At 67.6% G+C, this 18772-nt stretch carries 14 protein-coding genes; 7 read left to right on the top strand and 7 right to left on the bottom strand.

The annotated features are described in order from the left end of the window. Positions 1-1428 carry an FAD-linked oxidase C-terminal domain-containing protein gene (locus H0B54_RS10200; protein WP_188260194.1) on the bottom strand — a complete coding sequence of 476 codons (1428 nt, stop codon included), beginning with the start codon at positions 1426-1428 and terminating at the stop codon, positions 1-3. Positions 1429-1896: 468 nt separating this feature from the next. Further along, entirely contained in the window at positions 1897-2736 is an 840-nt protein-coding gene (locus H0B54_RS10195; protein WP_188260193.1) for an isocitrate lyase/PEP mutase family protein, read from the bottom strand. Here H0B54_RS10195 and H0B54_RS29745 point away from each other — a divergent pair. The 7 genes from H0B54_RS29745 to H0B54_RS10160 all read left to right on the top strand — a co-directional run bounded on the left by H0B54_RS29745 (position 2629) and on the right by H0B54_RS10160 (position 11519). Next, positions 2629-3456, top strand: coding sequence for a YciE/YciF ferroxidase family protein (locus H0B54_RS29745; protein WP_246472440.1), 828 nt, complete (start codon positions 2629-2631; stop codon positions 3454-3456). The genes H0B54_RS10195 and H0B54_RS29745 overlap by 108 nt on opposite strands. A gap of 118 nt (positions 3457-3574) precedes the next feature. Continuing rightward, entirely contained in the window at positions 3575-4306 is a 732-nt protein-coding gene (locus H0B54_RS10185; RefSeq protein ID WP_188260192.1) for an SDR family NAD(P)-dependent oxidoreductase, read from the top strand. 414 nt (positions 4307-4720) lie between these two features. After that, complete coding sequence (locus H0B54_RS10180) at positions 4721-7867, top strand: carbohydrate-binding domain-containing protein (protein WP_188260191.1); 3147 nt, start codon at positions 4721-4723, stop codon at positions 7865-7867. Between the two features lie 89 nt (positions 7868-7956). Beyond that, the gene (locus H0B54_RS10175) at positions 7957-8469 is read left to right on the top strand and encodes a hypothetical protein (RefSeq protein WP_188260190.1); all 513 of its coding nucleotides are present in this window, start codon (positions 7957-7959) and stop codon (positions 8467-8469) included. Positions 8470-8516: 47 nt separating this feature from the next. Beyond that, positions 8517-9299, top strand: coding sequence for a phytochelatin synthase family protein (locus H0B54_RS10170; RefSeq protein WP_188260189.1), 783 nt, complete (start codon positions 8517-8519; stop codon positions 9297-9299). A gap of 229 nt (positions 9300-9528) precedes the next feature. Next, complete coding sequence (locus H0B54_RS10165; RefSeq protein WP_188260188.1) at positions 9529-9840, top strand: DUF485 domain-containing protein; 312 nt, start codon at positions 9529-9531, stop codon at positions 9838-9840. Beyond that, positions 9837-11519 (top strand): cation acetate symporter, encoded by a 1683-nt coding sequence (locus H0B54_RS10160; RefSeq protein ID WP_188260187.1) that lies wholly within the window; start codon positions 9837-9839, stop codon positions 11517-11519. The genes H0B54_RS10165 and H0B54_RS10160 overlap by 4 nt, the downstream gene beginning before the upstream one ends. A 55-nt stretch (positions 11520-11574) precedes the next feature. Here H0B54_RS10160 and H0B54_RS10155 read toward each other — a convergent pair whose 3' ends face one another. From H0B54_RS10155 to dnaN, 5 genes are all read right to left on the bottom strand, one after another. Then, positions 11575-12669, bottom strand: a complete 1095-nt coding sequence (locus H0B54_RS10155) for a TRAP transporter substrate-binding protein (RefSeq protein WP_188260186.1) — start codon at positions 12667-12669, stop codon at positions 11575-11577. 276 nt (positions 12670-12945) lie between these two features. Then, on the bottom strand, positions 12946-13197 hold the full coding sequence (locus H0B54_RS10150; protein ID WP_188260185.1) for a hypothetical protein: 252 nt from the start codon (positions 13195-13197) through the stop codon (positions 12946-12948). 457 nt (positions 13198-13654) lie between these two features. Next, positions 13655-16138: a DNA topoisomerase (ATP-hydrolyzing) subunit B gene (gene gyrB / locus H0B54_RS10145; RefSeq protein WP_094303385.1), complete on the bottom strand. Its 2484-nt coding sequence runs from the start codon at positions 16136-16138 to the stop codon at positions 13655-13657. A gap of 89 nt (positions 16139-16227) precedes the next feature. Then, a complete protein-coding gene (gene recF, locus H0B54_RS10140; protein WP_188260184.1) occupies positions 16228-17406 on the bottom strand; it encodes a DNA replication/repair protein RecF in 1179 nt (392 codons plus the stop codon). Positions 17407-17546: 140 nt separating this feature from the next. Next, positions 17547-18677, bottom strand: a complete 1131-nt coding sequence (dnaN, locus tag H0B54_RS10135; RefSeq protein ID WP_094303387.1) for a DNA polymerase III subunit beta — start codon at positions 18675-18677, stop codon at positions 17547-17549. Between the last annotated feature and the right edge of the window lie 95 nt (positions 18678-18772).

Below are 18772 nucleotides of genomic sequence, written 5' to 3'. Positions count from 1 at the left end.
TCAGCCGGGCGGCAGGAGCCGTCCGGGATTGAAGATGTTCTGCGGGTCGAGCGCCTGCTTGACGGCGCGCATCAGCGCCAGCTCCGCCGACGCCTTGTAGCGGGCCATCTCGGCGAGCTGGACGCGGCCGACCCCGTGTTCGGCGCTGAAGGTGCCCTTCAGCCGGGCGGCCTCGTCGTTGACGGCGTGGCGCAGCGCGGCGGCGAGCGCGTCGCGGTCGCCCGATGCGGCGGCCTCCCAGGCGTCGAAGGTGAAGAAGGGAATGAAGTGCACGTTGCCGTCGCCGAGATGGGCGACGACGATCACCGGCAGGTCGGGCACCAGCGCGCGCACCGCCGCGGTTGCCCCGGCGATGAAGGCGGGCACCGCCGACAGCGGCACCGCGCAATCGGTGGTCAGGCCGACACCGGCCTTCTTGTTGGCCTCCGACACGCTGTGACGCACCTCCCACATGGCGTGGCGCTGCGCCTCGCTGGCGGCGAGGGCCGCGTCGCTCAGCAGACCGTCGGCGAAGGCGTCCTCCAGGATCGCCTGCAGTTCGGCGTCGAGCGCCTCGCCGGACCCGTTGTCCGACAGCTCGATCAGCACGTGCCAGTCGGCCTCGCTCTCGATCGGGCTGCGGCGGCCGGGGACATGGCCGACCACCAGATCGAGCTGCAGCCGGTTGATCATCTCGAAGGCGGACAGCCGGGCCGCGCTGCGCTCCTGCACGCGGGTCAGCAGGGTCAGCGCATCCTCCGGCGAGGCCATCCCGACCCAGGCCACCGCGTGGCGCGTCGGCAGCGGATGCAGCTTCAGGGTCGCCGCGGTGATGATGCCGAGCGTGCCTTCCGAACCGATGAACAGATGCTTCAGATCGTAGCCGGTGTTGTTCTTGCGAAGGCCGTAGAGGCCCGACCAGACGGTGCCGTCGGCCAGCACGACCTCCAGCCCCAGCACGTTCTCGCGCGTGTTGCCGTAGCGCAGGACCGACGTGCCGCCGGCGTTGGTGGCGATGGTGCCGCCGATCTGGCAGGAGCCCTCGGCGCCCAGGCTGACCGGGTAGAGCCGCCCGGCGGCGGCGGCGGCCTCCTGCACGGTGGCGAGGACGCAGCCGGCCTCGACCTCCATCGTGTTGTTCACCGGGTCGATGGCGCGGACCGCGCGCATGCGCGTCAGGCTGAGAATGACCGGGGCGGGGCCGGTTTCCGACGGGACGGCGCCGCCGCACAGGCTGGTGTTGCCGCCCTGCGGCAGGACCGGGACGCCGTGCTTGGCGCAGCAGCGCACCACGTCGGCCACCTGTCCGGCGTTGGCGGGACGCGCGAGGCAAAGCGCCGGGCCGCGATAGCGCCCCCGCCAGTCCTCGGTAACGGCATCCAGGTCGGAGGGGGCGGTCAGGACGGCGTCGGCGCCGATCAGGCTCGTCAGTTCAGCGATCACGTCCACGCGCGATCTCCTTGATCTATCCAGTGCATAATCGTTATGCGATTACATCAACCGAAATATGATAGCTTGAGATTTGTGCGCTAACAAACTTCTTTTTGCGGAGAAGGCGAATTTTCGGTGTGCGGAAGCGTCGGCAAGGGCGCCGCCCGGCTCCCGGTCTGTTGCGGAGGCTTGAGGTCTGACGGCCGTCGGTCACCGTGAACGCTGCGCCGAGCGGCTGCTCCAGCGCAACATGGTCAAGGCGCTCGGCAGGGGCGGCATCTTTGGCGCGCCGCCGTACGGAAACCGGTGATGGAAGGCTCATCGCCCAGGGGCGGGGGGAGCCGCCGAAACACATAAGGGCTTGGGCGTCGGCGAACGTCGGCAGAGGCCGGCCTCGGCCACTGTCCGGATGAGGTCATGTGGAGCGCCATCGGGCGCTCCACGGCCGGGACGGATCTGGCCGGGCCGTTGCCCAGGCTCCGTCCTTCAGGGCGTTCGCCGGCTGTGCGTCCGGAAGAACCCGTTGAGCGCGTCGAACGGTTCGGCTTCGCCGAGGGCGTCGAAGCGCCCATGCTCGGCCAGCATCCGGGCGGCCCGGAGAAAACCGCCCCAGGCGGCGCGGTTGAGGCCGCTGCCCAGGCTGATGCGCCGCACGCCCAGGGCGGCGATCTGATCCACCGACAAGCCGATCGGGGACGAAACCAGCAGGTTGAGCGGTTTCGGGTGGACGGCGTCGACCGCCGCCTCGATGACGTCCGGGGTCCGCAAGCCCGGCGCGTAGAGGACGTCGGCTCCCGCCGCGGCGTAGGCCGGCAAGCGGCGCAGCGCCTCCTCGACGGCCGCCGGGTGGTTCACCAGCAGGGCCTCGCAGCGGGCGGTCAGGAGGACGCCGGTTCCCCGCAACGCCTCCGCCGCCGCGGCCACGCGCTCGACGGCGTGAGGGAGGTCATACAGCGGCTTCGCCGGGTCGCCCGTGGCGTCCTCGATGGACAGGCCCGCCACGCCGGTGTCGGCGCAGAGGCGCACGTTGCGCGCCAGCCCCTCGCAGTCATGGGCATAGCCGGACTCGAAATCGGCGTTCACCGGCAGGTCGGTTGCCCGGACCATGTCGGCGATGTGGGCCAGCATGTCGCCGCACGGCACCGCCCAATCGGTGTCGGGAAGCCCCCGCGCGAAGGCGAAGCCCGCCGAGGTGGTGGCCAACGCGCGGAATCCGAGATGCTTCAGCATCACGGCGCTTCCGACGTCCCACGGATTGGGAATGACGAAGCAGCCGGTTTGGTGGAGGTCGGCAAAAGCAGCGCGGGCTTGGGAATGGTCGGCCATCACAGGGTTCCCTCCAGGGCGACGGATCAACCTCTGCAGGCTGACGAGGACAGGGTACGCTTCCGTTCCAGCGTCGCCTTGCTCCCGATTGGCATCAACGGCAACAGAATCCCTGATGAGGGGATCCTTGCGTTGCGCGAACCGCCTCCGGTCCCTGTTGAAGGACAATGGCCGAGCTACTCCGGCCATCGGCAACACCAGCATCCCACGGGGAAGGCGCTCATGTCGGAACAAGCACTCAAGGAACTCCTCATCAAGGAGTTGCAGGACACCTACAGCTCGGAAACGCAGATCATCGAGGCCCTGCCGGCCATGGTCGAGGCCGCCTCATCGCCTCAGCTCAAGCAGGCTTTCGAAACCCATCTGCGCGAGACCGACGGTCAGGTCAAACGCCTGGAGCAGATCTTCCAGATCCTGCGGGCCGAGCCGGGCGGAAACACCTGCGAGGCGACCCAGGGACTGATCGAGGAAACCGAGGAGATCATCGACGAGGGCCTCCCGGCGGAGGTGCTCGATGTCGCGCTCATCATGGCCGCGCAGAAGGTCGAGCATTACGAGATCGCCAGCTACGGCTCGCTGAGGACATTGGCCGAAACCTGCGGCATGACCGATGTCGCCCGTCTGCTCGAGCAGACCCTTGAGGAGGAAAAGGCAACCGATCAGAAACTCAACCAACTCGCCGAAGGCGACATCAACATGCGTGCCTTCAGGGCGGCGTAGGACGCGGCCGCAGTTCCCGGTTCGGAGCTGCGGCCCCCCTTCCGGGGCAACACGGACCCGACACGGATGAATCGACCACACACCGGTCTGTCGTTCCTCTCCGCAGGAAGGGTGGGTCATGAGCGGCGTTGCAGGCTTCACCGGTTCGATCCGGGCGGTTGTGATCGGGGCGAGCGGCGGCATCGGCGCCGCCGTGACGCAACGGTTGCTCGCCGACCCCGGGGTGACGGAGGTGCTGGCCCTGTCACGCCGCCCGCTCGCGCCGGCGGACAAGCTGCGCACCGGCTTCCTCGACCTTGCCGATGAATCGTCCATCGTCGATGCGGCGGCGATGGCCGGAGCGGTCGATCTCGTGTTCATCGCCAGCGGCCTGCTGCATCAGGATGCGGTGCAGCCGGAGAAGAGTTGGCGCACGTTGGACCCGACCGCCATGGCGCGGCTGTTCCAGGTCAACGCCATCGGCCCGGCGCTGGTCGCCAAGCACTTCCTGCCGCGGATGCCGCGGCACGGGCGGGCGGTCTTCGCGGCTCTCTCCGCAAAAGTCGGCAGCATTGCCGACAACCGGCTCGGCGGCTGGTACGGCTATCGCGCGTCCAAGGCGGCGCTCAATCAGATCATCCGGACCACGGCCATCGAACTGGCGCGCTCGCGACCGGATGCCATTTGCGTTGCGCTGCATCCGGGCACCGTCGACACTCCCTTGTCGCACCCGTTCCAAGCCGCCGTGGCCCAAGAGCGGTTGTTCACCCCTGCCGTCGCCGCCGCGCACCTGCTCCACGTCCTTGCCGGGTTGACGCCAATGGACAGTGGCGGGCTGTTCGCATGGGACGGCCAGCGACTGCCCTATTGAACCGGCAGCCGAGATGGCCGCCCCACTGTGGAGAACCGCCTGGCCTGCGCCAGTTCCGGGAGCGTTCCGGCGGGCCGGTTTCCCACAGGTCCTGAATCACGCTCGGGGGTGTGACCCCTGTCGGTTCGAGGCGAGCTCGCGCTTTCGACCGTGAGAGGGAAAGCAGAGGACGAAGGAAACAGACGCCAGGCGAGGGGGCTCAAGCTCAAGCTGGGCCAAAGGAAAGCATCCTTGTTGATACGAAGACTTTCTTTTCAATGCACAAACATTTTTATCAGACTGTAGGCATCCTGTTTATGTCACAGAAATCGACACTGTTAATAAAATATTTACCAAGATTCTTATTTTTCCGTTAAGCGGGGGCGCCTCAACCTCTGGGCTAAGACGTTGGTCTAGAGTTCTATGAGGTCCGAGATGGCTGCCGAAACTACCGAACTGATGGACGTCACCTTTACGGTGAACGCCTGGGGCGCTCCCGCAGGCGGAAAGTGGCCGCATTTCGTGCTGCGGCTGGATGGGGTTGAGATCGGGCAGGCGACCGTCGCGTCGGCGTCGCTGGGCCGCTACACCTTCAACGCCCGCGTTCCGGCCGACAAGGCCCACAAACTTCAGCTCCAGTACGACAATGACGGCTCCGTGAACGGAGAGGACCGCAACCTCTTCGTCAAATCGTTCGAGGTGAACGGGAAACCGATCCTCAGCATCGACCCGCTGGTGACCTACGACACCGGCGACATCGACGGCAAGAACGTCATCGCCGGGCAGACCGAGATGTACTGGCGCGGCGCGTTGAACGTCGATCTGCCCAAGACCCTGTTCGCCAGCGCGCAGGAACCGGAGCCGGAAGCGCCGGCCACCATGACGACCGAGATCGTGGTGAAGGCCTGGGGCGCCGCCGCCAACGGCATGCCGCCGCATTTCAAGCTGCTGGTGGACGACAAGGTGGTCGGCGACGCCTGGGTCAGCGCGACCAGCCCGACCGGCTACACCTTCAAGGTCGATGTGGACCCCAACGAGGCCCACAAGATCCAGATCCACTACGACAACGACGCCACCGTCAACGGCCAGGACCGCAACCTGTTCGTCCAGGGCATCACCATCGACGGGCAGGAGATCAAATCGACCGATCCGCTGGCCTCCTACGACAAGGGGCCGGTGGACGGCAAGTTCGTGGTCGCCGGGCAGGAAGGGCTGTTCTGGGGCGGCGCGCTCACCTTCGGCGTGCCGGAGGAGTATTTCGGCGGCCCCTACGTTCCGCCGCCGCCCCCGCCGCCGCCGGTCACGCTGACGCCGACGGACATCGTCGTCACCGCCTGGGGCCAGTCGGCCGGAGGGGTGGCGCCGCACTTCAAGCTGCTGGTGGACGGCAAGGTGGTCGGCGAGGGCCGCGCCACCTCCAGCGACCCGCAGCCCTTCACCTTCACGGTCGATCTGGACGCCAAGGAAGCCCACAAGATCCAGATCCACTACGACAACGATGCCGTGGTGAACGGGCAGGACCGCAACCTGTTCGTCAAGTCGGTGTCCATCAACGGCCACACCGTCGCGGCCACCGACAGCATGGTCACCTATGACAAGGGGGCGGTGGACGGAAAGGACGTGGTGAAGGGCCAGGAGGGGCTGTTCTGGGGCGGCGCTCTGAACGTGGACGCCCCGGCGTCGCTGTTCGAGCCCCCGGCCGAACCGCCCCCGCCGCCGCCGTCCGGCCCGGCCTTCTACGTTGCGGCCAACGGCAAGGACACCTGGTCGGGCAAACTGTCCGCGCCGAACGCCGACGGCACCGACGGTCCCTTCGCCTCGCTGGAACGCGCCCGCGACGCCATGCGGGACAGCGACGTCGACACGACCTATGTGCGCGAGGGCACCTACCGCCTGACCAAGACGCTGGAGCTGACCGGCGCCGACAACGGCCACAGCTTCCGCAACTATCCCGGCGAGACGCCGGTGCTGAACGGGGCGGAGAAGGTCACGAACTTCGTCAGCGAGGGCAAGGGGATCTACTCCGCGAAGCTGTCGCAGGCCACCGACCTCGACCTGACCATCGGCGGCGTGCGCCAGACGCTGGCCAGCAAAGGCATCGTCGACGCCGACAACCCCACCACCACCGGCTGGTACTTCGCCGACGCGGCCAACGGCGGTCCCAGCGGCTGGTCGGTGCGCTACCACACCGGCGACATGTCGTCGGGCGACATCGTCCCCGGCATGAAGATCCAGCTGATGGACGCCGAGCGGCTGTCCGACACGCTGACCGAGATCGCCGGGGTCAACGACGCCACCCGCACGATCACGCTGAAGAACGGCACCTCTCTGCCCTTTGCCGAGGGGACGACCTACAAGCTGCTGAACAACCCGTCCTTCGTCGACCAGGCGGGCGAGTTCGCGTGGCGCGCGTCGGACAAATCGCTGGTGTTCAAGCCGGAAAATCCGGCCACCCTGGCGCAGGACGGCGTCGAGGTGGCGCGGCTGGGCACGCTGATCCGCCTGAACGGCAGCAGCGACGTGACCATCGAAGGGCTGGGCTTCGCCAACACCACCACCTGGGGCTACGCGGTGGAGCTGAAGGGGGCGTCGGGCAACAGCATCGGCAACAACAGCTTCCTCAACGTCGGCACGGCGATCAAGCTGACCGCGGCGTCTTCCAACAACCTGGTGGGCGGCAACACGCTGGACCATCTGGCGGTCAACGGCATCGAGCTGGACGGGCGCAGCAACGGCAACACCATCTACGCCAACGACATCTCCCACGTCGGCGAGGTGCGCAAGGGGGTCGCCGGGATCATCGGCACCGGGGTGGACAACAACCTGATCGCCCACAACGACGTGGACTCCAGCGCGCGCTACGGCATCTCGCTGAAGAACTGGGACTCCACCAACATCAACCGCAACAACGTCATCGAGTACAACCGCGTCACCAACACCAACCTGGAGACGGCGGACGGCGGCGGCATCGAGGTGCTGGGCCGGTCCAGCGTCGACACCGGCACGATCATCCGCGGCAACTGGGTGGAGCATGTCGGCGGGCTGGCGACCAGCAACACCGACCAGTGGCTGACCAACCACAAGGGCTTCGGCATCTATCTGGACGACATGGCCGGCGGCGTCACGGTGACCGGCAACTTCCTCAAGGACACCGGGCTGGCCGGGGTGCACATCCACGGCGGCGACAACAACCTCGTCACCAACAACTTCTCGATCATCGCCAGCAACGTGGAGGAGTTCATCCGCGTCGGCTGGGCGCCCAAGCACGGCGATCCCGGCCTGCCGCGCAACAACACCATCACCGGCAACGTCGTCAGCGGGACGCTGCCGCTGGACGACTACATGGAGTTGCTGACCGCCGGAAACCCGGTGATCGACGGGAACCTCGTCCACAACGTGCCGCGCTACGGCGACAACGACGTGACGGGCAAGCCGCTGTTCAACAACCCCTATTGGGGCGACTACTCGTTGCAGGCGAATTCCCCGGCGCTGGCCATGGGCATCCATGACCTGGACTGGGCGATGATCGGCCAGAACGGCTACACGTCGTCGGACGGCATGCCGCATTTCTGGGACGCCTGATCCCCGGCCCGGACGGGGCGAAAAGCGGGATCAAATGCGGGCGGAGGCTTGTTCTTCCGGGATAAAACCCGGGGAAGGAGGCTCCGCCCGTGCTCCCGCATCCACACGCCTTGCGGCGGTCCGCCGCCGCCCTTCTGCTCGTCTTGGCCGGGGGGGTGGCGGGGTGCGCCGATCCCCGGGCCGACCTCGCGCTGGCCGCCCGGAGCGCGCTGGTCGGCATGCCCAAGGGAACGCTGCTGTCCTGCGCCGGCGTGCCGCACCGGCAGGCGGACAGCGGTGCCCTGGAGTTCTTCACCTACCGGGCGGGCTCCGTCGATTACTACGCCCCGCCACCACCGCCGATTGGCTACGGATGGGGACATCCGTGGGGCTATCCCGGCTGGCGCCATCGCGGGCTCGACTACGACCCGTGGGACTACTATCCTCCGCGGTCGGGCGACGTGGTGGACAACCGGTGCGAGGCGACCTTCACCCTGAGGAACGGGGCCGTCGAGCAGCTGGTCTACCGGGCGTCGTCGCTGGGCTCCTGCGCCGCGATCGTGCAGAACTGCGTGGCGCTGGTGCCGCAGAGCATCCCGCCAAGGCCCACCCCGTCAGGATAGAGCCGGCAGAGGCCTCCACCGTGACCCCATGGACGAAGACCCTGGTGATGAAGAGACAGCTACGCTCGGCTCTGCTGGCCCTGTGCGCGTTCGCTTTTCTGGTGGGTCCGCCCGCAGCGGCGCAGGACGCGCAGAGCGAGACGAAGCCGAAGTTCGGGCCGGACGCCGTGCCGATGACCCAGGATCGCGCGTATCTGCGCAAGGCCGGGGCGCCGGACTTCTGGGCGATGATGCCCTACTACACGGCGCAGCAGACGGGCAGCGCCTGTTCGGTCGCCAGCGTGGCGATGATGATCAACGCGCTGCGCGGCCTGCCGCCGCTCTCGTCCAACCGGCTGGTCACCCAGACGCGGGTGCTGAACGAGGTGGACGACGACGGCTGGAAGGCGGCCAGCGCGGAGAACGGGGATGGCGTGTCCTTCGCCGACTTTGCCGGGCTGGTTCGGAAGTCGGTGGAGGCCTTCGGCCTGGATGCCACGGTGGAGGTCTTCCGTCCCAAGGACACGTCGCCGGAAACGCTGAGCGAGCTGCGGCGCATTCTGGAGGAGAACGAGCGCGACGACAGCGACATCATCCTGCTGGCCTACGACCAGGGCACGCTGACCGGCGACGCCACGGTGGGGCACATCGCGCCGCTCGGCGCCTACGACGCCGAAACCCACCGGGTTCTGGTCATGGACGTGGACCGGCTGTGGTACGTGCCCTACTGGTCGAGCGACGAGAAGCTGCTGGAGGCGATGGTGAAGCCCGACCGCTCCGACCCCACGGGCAGCGGCCTGATCCATGTCCGGTTGAAAGACGTCCGGTTGAAGGGGCGGACAACGGGATAACAGCGTTGCCTCATGTTGCGACGCAGCGCGACCGGTTGTCGCATTTCGAACCATGGATCAACCGATGTCCAGCTAATGATCAACCGCTTGTCGGTTAATTTTGGGCGTTTCTGAGCAGATCTTGCGTCATTTCGCGCTCAAAGAAATTTAATTTCGCTTTTTGCTGCCATGCACCCACGGTATTGCTGCGATGCGCAATGCCTGGGTTCCAAGAAAAAGCGATAGAAACATGTCCGACGAAATTTACGAGCGGGTGCTGTCCAACCCGAAGTTCGCCGCGATGACGGCGAGCCGCGCGCGCTTCAGCTGGCGGCTGGCGCTGATCGTTCTGGCGGTCTACTACGCCTTCGTGTTCGCCTCGGCGCTGGCGCCCGAACTGATGGCGCGCCCGCTGGCCGAAGGCATGACCTTCCCGGTCGGTCTGGCCGCCGGCATCGTTATCACGGTCTTCTGTTCGCTGATGACCGGCGTCTATGTGCTGCGCGCCAACAGCCGCTATGACGCGATGAACCGCGACCTGCTGGACGAGGTGGGCCGATGAGCGCCGTGCATCGTCTCGCCGCCCCGATCACTGTTGCCTCCGCCGCGCTGCTGCCGGTGCTGGCCGCCGGGTCCGCCTTCGCCGCCGCCATCGACGGTGCGGTGGAGCGCCAGCCGGTCAACGTGACGGCCATCGCCATGTTCCTGCTGTTCGTCGCGGGCACGCTGGGCATCACCTACTGGGCGTCCAAGCGCACCCGCTCGGCGTCGGACTTCTACACCGCGGGCGGCGGCATCAGCGGCTTCCAGAACGGGCTGGCCATCGCGGGCGACTACATGTCGGCGGCGGCTTTCCTTGGCCTGTCGGGCATGGTCTTCGCCAAGGGCTTCGACGGGGTGATCTACACCATCGGCTTCCTGGTCGGCTGGCCGCTGATGCTGTTCCTGATCGCCGAGCGGCTGCGCAACCTGGGCCGCTTCACCTTCGCCGACGTGGCGTCCTACCGGCTGGGCCAGACGCCGATCCGCTCGCTGGCGGCGGTCGGGTCGCTGACGGTGGTCTGCTTCTACCTGATCGCGCAGATGGTCGGGGCGGGCAAGCTGATCCAGCTCCTGTTCGGTCTGGACTACACCTACGCCGTGGTCATGGTCGGCGTGCTGATGATCCTCTACGTCACCTTCGGGGGCATGCTGGCGACCACCTGGGTGCAGATCATCAAGGCGGTGATGCTGCTCGGCGGCTGCACCGTGCTGGTCGGGCTGGCGCTGGCGCAGTTCGGCTTCAACCCGGAGCGGCTGCTCCAGCAGGCCGTCGCCGCCCACGCCGCGAACGCCGCCATCCTGCGTCCCAGCGCCGCCATGGCCGATCCCATCGCCGCGGTGTCGCTCAGCCTCGCGCTGATGTGCGGACCGGCGGGGCTGCCGCACATCCTGATGCGCTTCTTCACCGTTCCGGACGCCAAGGAGGCGCGCAAGTCGGTCGTCTACGCCACCGGCTTCATCGGCTATTTCTTCATTCTGACGGTGACCATCGGCTTCCTCGCCATCGTGATCGTCGGCACCAACCCGGCCTATCTGGACGCGGCGGGCAAGATCCTGGGCGGCGGCAACATGGCGGCCATCCACCTGTCCAAGGCCATCGGCGGCAACATCTTCCTCGGCTTCATCTCGGCGGTCGCCTTCGCCACCATCCTGGCGGTGGTCGCCGGCCTGACGCTGGCCGGCGCGTCGGCGGTCAGCCACGACCTCTACGCCCGCGTCATCAAGAAGGGCAACGCCACCGAGGCGTCGGAGATGCGCGTGTCGCGCCTCGCCACGCTGGCGCTGGGCGTCATCGCCATCACGCTGGGCCTGCTGTTCGAGAACCAGAACATCGCCTTCATGGTCGGTCTGGCCTTCGGTCTGGCGGCCTCGGTGAACTTCCCGGTGCTGATCCTGTCGATCTTCTGGAAGGGACTGACCACGCGCGGCGCCTTCGTCGGCGGATTCGCCGGTCTGGTGAGCTGCGTCGCCTTCGTGGTGCTGGGGCCGACCGTGTGGGTCAGCGTCTTCAAGTTCCCGGCGCCGATCTTCCCCTACGAGCATCCGGCGCTGTTCTCGATGGTCATCGCCTTCGCGACGACCTGGCTCTTCTCGGTCACCGACCGCAGCGCGCGGGCGGCGGCCGAGGCGAAGGCCTACGAGTACCAGTACATCCGGTCGGAAACCGGCCTGGGCGCGGCCGGCGCGGTCTCGCACTGACCGTGTGAAGGAAACGGCCCCTCTCCTTCCCTGAAGGGGAGGGGCCGCGCCCTTCTCAGCGCCGCTGCGCCGACTGGGAATAGACGTAGGAGTCGAAGCTGTTCTCGGCGACGCGGAACCACAGCCGCTCCTCGTCGCGGAAGGGCTTCCACGCCTCGTAGACCTTCTTGAAGCGCGGATTCTTCGCCGACAGCTCGTCATACAGCTCGTTGGCGATCTTCTCGCAGGCCATCATGACGTCGCGCGGGAAGGCGCGGAGCTGGGCGCCGCCGGCGACCAGACGCTTCAGCGCCGCGGCGTTGACGGCGTCGTACTTGGCGATCATCCAGGTGTTGGCTTCCCAGCAGGCCTGCTCCAGGATCGTCTTGTAGGAGTCCGGAAGCTGCTCCCAGGCGGTGATGTTGATCATCAGCGGGATCTGGGCGGAGCCTTCCCACCAGCCCGGCGAGTAGTAGTATTTGGCGACCTTGTGGAAGCCCAGCTTCTCGTCGTCGTAGGGGCCGACGAACTCCGCCGCGTCGATGGTGCCGCGCTCCAGCGCCGGGTAGATGTCGCCGCCGCCGATCTGCTGCGGGACGAGTCCCAGCTTGCCCATGATCTGACCGGCCAGCCCGCCGACCCGCATCTTGAGGCCGCTGAGGTCCTCCACCGTCTTGATTTCCTTGCGGAACCAGCCGCCCATCTGGGCCGTCGTGTTGCCGGCGGGGATGTTGTAGATGTTGTGCTCCCGGAACAGCTCCCGCATCAGCTCCAGCCCGCCGCCGTGCATCATCCAGGCGATGTGCTGGCGCGTGTTCAGGCCGAAGGGCATGGCCGTGTCGAAGCAGAAGGTCGGGTCCTTGCCGATGTAGAAATAGGCGGCGGACTGGCCGCACTCGATCGTGCCGTTCTGCACCGCGTCCAGCACCTGGAGCGCCGGAACGATCTCGCCCGCCGCGAAGGTGCGGATCTGGAACTTGTTGTCGGTGGCGGCGGCGACCCGGCGGGCGATCAGCTCCGCCCCGCCGAAGATGGTGTCGAGGCTCTTGGGGTAGCTCGACGCCATGCGCCATTTGATGTCGGGCTGGCTCTGCGCGATGGCCGGTGCGGCGACGACGGTGCTGGCGGCCAGACCGACGCCGGCGCTGGCGAGAAAGGAACGACGTTTCATGACTGGGGAATCTCCCTTCCCATTCTTTTCGATTTTGGGAGGGATTCTGCACCGCCCAGGCTCGCACAACAAGAAAAAGGCGGAGCCTTGCAGTTCCACCCAATCCTCCCCGGCCATCAGGGCGCTGTGTCCGAGCAGACGATCACCTTCACCAAGCCGGGCGAGCGCCTCGTGTGCTGCACCGTCTGCCGCGGCCAGGCGCAAGACGCCATGATGGGCCGCTTCGCGACGGCGCCACGGGGGCCGGAGCATCGCTCCGCCCCCGTATGCCCGGTCTCACTTCTTGATGCCGAGGATGCTCTCAGCCTGGGCGAGCGTCGCCTCCGACTCGGCGTGCTTGCCCTGCTTGTGAAGCGTTTCGCCGTCGGCGCGCAGCTTCTTCACCTGTGCCATCTGATCAGCGCTCAGCTTTGGATTGGCCGCCAGGGCTTGGTCGATGGCGGCCATGTGCCTGGGGCAGCTGTTGGCGAGCGCCGGACCGGTCAGGGCAACGGCGACGACGGCGGTCAAAGCGAAGTTCCTGAGCATGGTGTTCCTCCCGTTTTGCGGCACGCGACAGCGTGCCCTGCTGGATGGACGCCTGAACGGCGCCGGGTATTCCAGCACGGGCGGCCGAGGTTAACGAGTGGGCAACAGTATCAAAGCATCAGGAGTGGCATTCAGCCATTGTCCACGACCGGCAGGGTGCCTTGAAGCTGGTTCGTGGCGCGAGCAACGATCCCATGGCGGCTGGGGCCGTGCGCGAGGTCGACCCACGCAAGCGCTTCCACATGAGTGCCCCCGATCTGGCGGTGCGCAGCGGCCTGACGGCTCCGAAGGGCAATAAAGACCATGCTCGGTCGGACGAGGTTTGTGGACGACGAGTCCGATGGCTTTTGCGCCGCGGCACTCGAGAACAAGACGAGCGGAGCCTCACGACTCCGCTCGTTTGCAGGTTATATGTCACAATTCACGGGTTATGTGTCAGGCGACGCCACCAACACGATCACACGTCCAGGTTCGCGACCTTCAGGGCGTTCTCCTGGATGAACTCGCGGCGCGGCTCCACGATGTCGCCCATCAGGGTGGAGAAGACCTCCTCCGCCTGATCGGCGTGGTTGACCTTCACCTGCAACAGCGAGCGCTTGGTCGGGTCCAGCGTGGTTTCCCAGAGCTGGTCGGGGTTCATTTCGCCCAGACCCTTGTAGCGCTGGATCGTCACGCCGCGACGGCCCAACTCCATCACCGTGTCGAACAGGGCGACCGGGCCGGTCAGGCTGCGGCTCTCCTTCTGCTTTTCGAAGGCGCGGCCCGGTTCGGCGTAGGCGCGCTTCAGGTCCGCCGCGATGGCGTCCAGCTTGCGGGCCTCGGCGCTCTTCAGCAGGTCGGCGTCCAGATGGTGGCGGTGGGTCACGCCGCGACGCGTCCGCACCAACGCGTAGCCGCCCTGGAGCAGGCTTTCGCCACGCCAGCCGCCTTCCACGTCCAGCGCGTTGAGCCGGGCGGCCACCGTCTCGGCCGCCTGCTGCGCCTGGGCGGTGTCCTGCGACAGAGCGACCGACAGGGCGCCGCTCACCGCCGCCGATTCCACCACCGACAGGTTGCCGGCCTTGCGGGCCAGCGTCTCGATGTGCAGGCGGGCGCCGCGCGCCTGCTCGACCATCTCGCGCAGCGGCTCGCCGTTCAGCAGGGAGCCGTCGGCGGGGCGCACGGACAGGTCGCCCAGCGCCGCCTCGATCAGATACTCCTCCAGCGCCCGGTCGTCCTTCAGGTACCGCTCCTTCGCGTTGCCGCGCTTGATGCGGTAGAGCGGCGGCTGGGCGATGTAGAGATAGCCGCGCTCGATCAGCTCGGGCATCTGCCGGAAGAAGAAGGTCAGCAGGAGCGTGCGGATGTGGCTGCCGTCCACGTCCGCGTCGGTCATGATGATGATCTTGTGGTAGCGCGTCTTGTCCGGGTTGAACTCGTCGCGCCCGATGCCGGTGCCCAGCGCCGCGATCAGCGTGCCGATCTCCGCCGAAGACAGCATCTTGTCGAAGCGCGCCCGCTCCACGTTCAGGATCTTGCCGCGCAGCGGCAGGATGGCCTGGAACTGGCGCGACCGGCCCTGCTTGGCCGAGCCGCCCGCCGAATCGCCCTCCACGATGAAGAGTTCGGACAGCGCCGGATCGCGCTCCTGGCAGTCGGCCAGCTTGCCGGGCAAGGACGCGATGTCCAGGGCACCCTTGCGCCGGGTCAGCTCGCGCGCCTTGCGGGCGGCCTCACGGGCGGCGGCGGCCTCGACCACCTTCTGGACGACGCGCTTGGCGTCCGCCGGATGCTCCTCGAAATACTGGGCGAGGCATTCGCCCACCACCGCCTCGACCACCGGGCGGACTTCGGAGGAGACCAGCTTGTCCTTGGTCTGGCTGGAGAATTTCGGGTCTGGCACCTTCACCGACAGCACGCAGGTCAGCCCCTCGCGCGCGTCGTCGCCGGAGAGGTTGACCTTCTCCTTCTTCGCGATGCCCGACTCGTTGGCGTAGTTGTTGATCGCCCGAGTCAGCGCCGCGCGGAAGCCGGCGAGGTGGGTGCCGCCGTCCTTCTGCGGGATGTTGTTGGTGAAGCAGAGGGTCGTCTCGTGGTAGCTGTCGTTCCACTGGAGCGAGCATTCCACGGTGACCACGCCGCCATGCTCGGTCGGGCGCTCCGCCTTGATCGAGATCGCCGGCTTGTGCAGCGGCACCTTGGAGCGGTCGAGCCAGTTCACGAAGGCTTCCAGCCCGCCTTCGTAGTGCAGGTCCTGGACCTTCGGCTCCACCCCGCGGGCGTCGGTCAGCACCAGCCGCACGCCGGAGTTCAGGAAGGCCAGCTCGCGCAGCCGGTGTTCCAGAGTCGCGAAGTCGAATTCGGTGTTGGTGAAGGTGTCCTTGGACGGCAGGAAGGTGACTTCGGTGCCGGAGAGCGGCTTCTGACCGCCGTTGCCGTCGTCGACCATCGGGGCCGCGCCGATGTCGGCCAGGCGCTCGTCGGCGACGCCGTGGCGGAAGCGCATGAACCATTCGCGGCCGTTGCGCCAGATGCGCAGCTCCAGCGTCTCCGACAGGGCGTTCACCACCGACACGCCCACGCCGTGCAGGCCGCCCGACACCTTGTAGGAGTTCTGGTTGAACTTGCCGCCGGCGTGGAGCTGGGTCATCACGACCTCAGCCGCCGACACGCCCTCTTCGGAGTGGATGTCGGTGGGGATGCCGCGGCCGTTGTCGCGCACCGTGACCGACCCGTCGGCGTTGAGCTGCACCACGACCGCGTCGCAGTAGCCGGCCAGCGCCTCGTCGATCGCGTTGTCCACGACCTCGTAGACCATGTGGTGCAGTCCGGAGCCATCATCGGTGTCGCCGATGTACATGCCCGGACGCTTGCGCACGGCGTCCAGCCCGCGCAAGACGGTGATCGATTCCGCGCCGTAATCCTGCTGCGGGAGGTCGTTCTTCAGTGCTTCCTGTGCCATGGTGCGACTATAGCAGACTGCGTTGCGTTTCGGCGGAATACCGTACTTCGGTAGGCGATTTTCTGGGCTTTTCAGCCCTTTTTCGAGCGCTAGGCCGGGGTCACGGTCGCATCCTCGATGTGGAAGCGTTTGGCCGCACCGCCGAGCGGCCCGAAGACCGAATCATCGGTGCCGGTCATCCAGGCCTGGGCGCCCAGCGCCAGGATCTCGTCGAACAGCGCCTCGCGCCGCTGCGGGTCCAGATGGGCGGCCACCTCGTCCAGCAGCAGCAGCGGGGCGGCCCCGCGCTCCGCCGCCAGAAGGCGGGCGTTGGCCAGCATGATGGCGATCAGCAGCGCCTTCTGCTCCCCGGTGGAGCAGAGCGCCGCCGGCATGTCCTTCTGGGCATGGCGCACCGCGAGGTCGCTCTTGTGCGGCCCCAGCGTGGCGCCGCCGCCGTCCGAATCGGCCCGCCGGCTGTCGCGCAGCGAGCGGCGCAGAGCGTCCTCGGCGGCCAGCGCCGGGCCGTCGTCGAGCCAGCGCTCCACGGTGCCCTGGACCGTCAGGTCGGCGCCGGGGAAGGGGCCGACGGCCCGCCCGCAGGCGGCGCGCAGCCGCTGCACCACGTCGCGGCGGGCGGCGGCCACGGCAACTCCGGTGGTCGCCATCTGATCCTCCAGCCCGCTCAGCCAGCCCTCGTCGCCGTTCCAGCCGCGATGCCCCTCGCGCAGCAGGCGGGCCCGCTCGCGCAGGGCGTGCTCGTAGCGGCTGAGCCGCCCGGCGTGGGCGGGGTCGAAGCCGAACACGAGGCGGTCGAGGAAGCGGCGGCGCCCGCTGGAGCCCTCAAGGAACAGCCGGTCCATCTGCGGGGTCAGCCAGACCACGGCGACATGCTCGGCCAGGACGGTCTGGCCCTTGGCGGGGTGGCCGTCCACCCGGACGACGCGGCGGTCGCGCTCCGCTCCGGACGCCGCCTGGGGGCTGATCTCGCGGCCGGTGCCGATCTCCACCGGGCCGGCGGGGGTATTGAGAACGGCGGCGACCGCCCAGCCGGCGCCCGCGCCATTGCCAACGTTGCCGCCGATCCGCTCGACCTCCGACAGCTTGGCGCCGCGCAGGCCGCGTCCGGGGGCGAGGAAGCTGACCGCTTCGAGCAGGTTGGTCTTGCCGGCGCCGTTCGGTCCGGTCAGCACCACCGGGCGGTGGTCGGGCTCCAGGCGCGCGCTGTCATAGCCGCGGAAGCGGGTCAGTGTCAGGCGCGTCACCGCCAAGGCGGCTGGAGTGTCCATCACAGGGACGGGATAGGGCGAAGTCTGTCTGGCGTCGAGCAAAGCGTCCGATCCGGGATGCGGGGACCGGGTCGCCGCACCCCGTCAAACACGGGGTCCAGAGCGCACCGGCCCGAAAAGCGCCGATCCGTCCGGACCGGTCACACACGCATCGGCATCAACACGTAAAGGGCCGTGGAGTCGGCGACGTCGCGCACGATGGTCGGCGACGCGGCGTCGGCCAGCGAGAAGCGCGCGCCCTCGCCCTCGATCTGCTGCGTGATATCAAGCAGATAGCGAGAGTTGAAGCCGATTTCCAGGGGGCCTTCCTGGTAATTGACCTCCAGCTCCTCGGTGGCGCTGCCGGCCTCGGGGCTGGTGGCAGACAGGGTCAGCGTGCCGCGGGTCAGCGACAGCTTCACGGCCCGGCTCTTCTCGGTGGAGATGGTCGCGACGCGGTCCACGGCGGCGGCGAACAGCTTGGCGTCCACCTCCATCGTCTTGTCGTTGCCGACCGGGATGACCCGCTCGTAGTCCGGGAAGGTGCCGTCGATCAGCTTGGAGGTCACCACCACCGAATCGAAGGCGAAGCGGATCTTGTTGTCCGACAGCGACAGCTCGATGCGGTCGGCGGCCTCGTCGATCAGCTTGCGGATCTCGTTCACGGTCTTGCGCGGAACGATGACGCCGGGAATGCCGGCGGCCCCCTCCGGCAGCGGCATCTCGACCCGCGCCAGACGGTGGCCGTCGGTCGCCACGGCGCGCAGCACCGGCAGCTCGGCTCCGCCGGCCTTGGCCTTGGCGGCGTGCAGGTAGATGCCGTTGAGGTAGTAGCGCGTCTCTTCGGTCGAGATGGCGAAGCGGGTGCGGTCGACCAGCGCCCGCAGGTCGCCCGCCGTCAGGTCGAAGCGGTGCGGCAGGTCGCCGCCGGACAACTGCGGGAAATCGTCGATCGGCAGGCAGGACAGCTTGAACTGCGACCGGCCCGCGCGCAGCGTCAGGATCGTGCCGTCGCCGCCGATGTCCAACTCCACCTGGCTGCCGTCGGGCAGCTTGCGCACGATGTCGTACAGTGTGTGGGCCGGGGCGGTGGTGCCGCCCGCGCGGGTCACCGTGGCCGGGACCGTTTCCACGATCTCCAGGTCCATGTCGGTGGCGGCCAGCGACAACTCGCCGTCGCTCGCGCGCAGCAGCACGTTGGACAGAATGGGAATGGTGTTCCTGCGCTCCACCACGCTCTGCACATGACCAAGGGACCGGAGAAGGGCGGCGCGTTCGATGATGATGTTCATGCTGGTCGTCGTCTCGGCAGGTCGTGTTTTTTTGCGATTCGCAGGTGTACCCATGCCGGTCCGGCCACAGTCCAGCGGGCCGGAACGGGGGCGCA

The organism is Azospirillum tabaci, assembly GCF_014596085.1.
GTDB classification, from domain to species: Bacteria; Pseudomonadota; Alphaproteobacteria; order Azospirillales; family Azospirillaceae; genus Azospirillum; species Azospirillum tabaci.
This window is presented reverse-complemented; position numbering and strand designations above follow the sequence as displayed.